The organism is Nocardia nova (assembly GCF_002933465.1).
GTDB classification, from domain to species: Bacteria; Actinomycetota; Actinomycetes; order Mycobacteriales; family Mycobacteriaceae; genus Nocardia; species Nocardia nova_B.
The window spans coordinates 1-3,395 of record NZ_PSZE01000071.1 but is presented as its reverse complement, the minus strand read 5'-3'; the positions used below and the strand labels follow the sequence as shown (position 1 = coordinate 3,395).

General features: G+C 68.2%; 1 protein-coding gene. It reads left to right on the top strand.

Features of this window, described 5'->3' with window-relative positions; genetic code table 11:
- Positions 1-207 precede the first annotated feature (207 nt).
- Positions 208-2,247, top strand: a complete 2,040-nt coding sequence (locus tag C5E41_RS32745; RefSeq protein ID WP_258081417.1) for an ATP-binding cassette domain-containing protein — start codon at positions 208-210, stop codon at positions 2,245-2,247.
- Positions 2,248-3,395 lie beyond the last annotated feature (1,148 nt).

Here is a 3,395-nt window from a genome sequence, read left to right as displayed (position 1 = left end):
CATACGAGATACTGATCGGTCTCGTGGGCTCGGAGATGTGTATAAGAGACAGGGGGTGGGCCGCAGCAGCGCCGGCAACCCTCCCATCCCACACCGCAATCCGGGCAGCTGCACCGCCCGGCGCCGTCGCAGCCGCCGTCGCGGCCCGCGCAACGGCCGAATCAGCGCCCGTCTCAACCGATTCCGGCGGCCCACGGCTCGGGCGATATGCCGAACGTCAATTTGACTACCAAGGCCGACACTTCGGCACTCCCGCCGGTGCGTGCGCGGGCCTCGACCGCGCCGATCGCGCGCGCCGACCGTATTCCGGCCGGCGGCCTGACCATCGGCCGTACCAGCGACAACCAGATCGTCGTCAACGATCCGCTGGCTTCGCGTCGGCACGCCCGCCTGGTCAAGAGCGGCGAGGGCCTCGTCCTCGAGGATATGGGCTCGGCCAACGGCACCTTCGTCAACGGCCGCCGCGAGCAGCGGGTGGCGCTGCGCGAACGCGATATCGTCACCATCGGCAACGTGGACTTCGTCGTGCAGGAAGGCACGCTGAAGCACCGCAAGAAGCCGGTCACCGAGCAGGGATTGAGCGTGCACGGCGTCGGCTTCGTCGTCGAGGGCAACAAGCAGCTGCTCGTGGACGTCAACATGCAGGCCGGCCGCGGCACCCTGACCGCGCTTATCGGTCCCTCGGGCGCCGGTAAGTCGACGCTGTCGAAACTCATTGCGGGGTCGACACATCCGTCGGCCGGTGTGGTCACCTTCGAGGGCCGCAACCTGCACGCCGAATACGAGGCCATGCGCAGTCGTATCGGCATGGTCCCGCAGGACGATGTGCTGCACCGCCAGCTGACCGTGCGCCAGGCGCTCGGATTCGCCGCCGAACTGCGGCTGCCGCCGGACTCCTCGAAGGCCGATCGGCAGCAGGTCATCGACGGCGTGCTGAAGGAACTGTCGCTGACCGAACATGCCGATACCCGCGTCGACCGGCTCTCCGGCGGTCAGCGCAAGCGCGCCTCGGTGGCGCTGGAACTGCTGACCGGTCCGGCCCTGCTGCTGCTCGACGAGCCCACCTCCGGTCTGGACCCGGCGCTGGACCGGCAGGTCATGACCATGCTGCGCGAACTGGCCGACGCCGGGCGCACCGTCATCGTGGTCACCCACTCGGTGGCCTGCCTGGACATGTGTGATCAGGTGCTGCTGCTGGCGCCCGGCGGCAAGACCGCGTTCTGCGGACATCCGGCAGGGGTCGGCGACTTTCTCGGGACCAGCGATTGGGCGGAGATCTTCGCGCGGGTCGCCGCCGAACCGGATCGCGCCTTCGCGAACTACCGGTCCCGGCAGGCGGCGCTGCCACCGCCACCGCCGGCCGTGCCGCGCGGCGTGACGGGGCAGCCACCGAAATCCAGTGGCTGGAAACAACTGTCGACACTGTCGCGGCGGCAGGTCCGGCTGATCCTCGCCGACCGCGGCTACCTGGCCTTCCTGGTGGTCCTCCCGTTCGTGCTGGGTGTGCTGTGCCTGGTCGTGCCGGGGAAGAACGGTTTCGCCGCCGCCCCACCGATTCTCGGGCCGGACGGTCAATTGCATCCGCAGCTCACCGGAGGAAGTGAATCCCAGCAACTGCTGGTCGTTCTCATCCTCGGCGCGTGCTTCATGGGGTCGACGCTGACGGTCCGCGACCTGGTCGGGGAACGCCCGATCTTCCTGCGGGAGCGAGCCGTCGGCCTGCTGCCCTCGGCGTATCTGCTGGCGAAGGTGATGGTCTTCGGTGTCGCGGCACTGCTGCAGTCCGCGGTGCTGGTCGCCATTGTGCTGGCCGGGAAGAATCCGCCCGGGAAGGGAGCGCTCATCCCGTCCGGCAGTATCGAGCTCTATGTCGATATCGCGCTGACGGCGGTGACGTGTGTGGTCGTCGGATTGTTGTTGTCGACCGTGGCCAAGTCGAACGAACAGGTCATGCCGTTGCTGGTGGTCATGATCATGTGTCAGCTGGTGATGGCCGGCGGCATGATTCCGGTGACCGATCGCGTGGTGCTGGAACAGCTTTCGTACGTCTTCCCGTCGCGCTGGGGATTCGCCAGTGGCGCCTCGACCATCGATCTGCGGACCCTGTTCGTCAACGCCCAGCCCGATGCGATCTGGCAGCACAAACCCGGTTTCTGGTTCCTTGACGCCGGTCTGTTGATCGTGCTCACCGCGGCGCTGTCCACGCTGACGTGGTGGCGTCTGCGGCTGAAGAAGTCGGCCGCGTGAACGGGTCCGGAAACGAGCCTCGACAGGGGATGCCCGAACTAATCGGACCTGCCCCGAGCGTGCCGACGCGACAGCAGGCACACTTATGCGTGTGACGGCTCGAGTTGGGGCGATACATCTCGGATGGGATGTGGTGTCCGTGGCCGCCGGTGGCGGTGGGACACCGATCCGCCCGGTCCAGGTGGAAGGCACATATACGCCGCCTGCGTATTTGCTGGCGGACAAGTCCGGGCGACTGCACACCGCGGGCGTGGACCGGCAGCGGCCCGATCTGGGCATCGCAGTCTCCGACGTGCGCGACATCCTCGGGCATCAGCAGATCCGCATCGCCGGAGCGACCTGGCCGGCGGAGTTGGTGTTCCGTGCCCGGCTCTACAACCCGCTCGCCGCGATCGGCTCGCGGTTGCGTGGCAAGCCCGACGTGGTGGCGTTGCCGTTCCCGGACGACTGGGCCGACGAGAAGGTCGAGGAGTACTGCCGGCTGGTCGAGCTGATGGACGTCGTCACCGACCCGCTGCCCGAATCCGTCGCGCTGTCCGGTTACGTGCGGGCACTGGGGCTGGTGCGGTCGCCCGCGCGCGGCCGCCGCGGTGTCGGCGCGACCGGCGTCTACTCCGACGGCCGCATGTGCCTGGTGGTGGCCGTCGACGGGGACGACGAGCAGCCCACCGAATCGGTCGGGGTCCCGATCACGCCGGATTCGATGCGGGACGCGCATTCGGCGGACAACGTCGTCATCGAGGTGATGGCCGCGGCCCGGTCGATCGGTGCCGACACCTCGACGGTGCTGCTCACCGGCAATGTGTGTTTCAACGACGCGTTGCGGCTGGCATTCCAGAACCATCTGGGCAACCGGCTGCGGGTCGCCGATCATCCGATGCACGCCTTGGTGCTGGGTGCTGCGCATCTGCTGGTCACCGACAGCGAATACGCCGAGGCGGAGCAGGGCCCGGCTCCCGCGCCGGGGCCGGCTGTGCCGAATCAGCCGGGGCCGGCTGTGCCGAATCAGCCGGGGCCGCCGCGACCCGGTCCGATGCAGGCGGCGTCGAATCAGGGCAGCCCGAATCGCGGTGTGCCGCAATCGGATCCGCGCGCGGAGAACGTGGGCCGACACTGTCTCTTATACACATCTCCGAGCCCACGAGACC

Bases quoted from the DNA above. Each gene is read 5' to 3' on its own strand.
- C5E41_RS32745 (WP_258081417.1), top strand. From the start codon at position 208: ATGCCGAACGTCAATTTGACTACCAAGGCCGACACTTCGGCACTCCCG.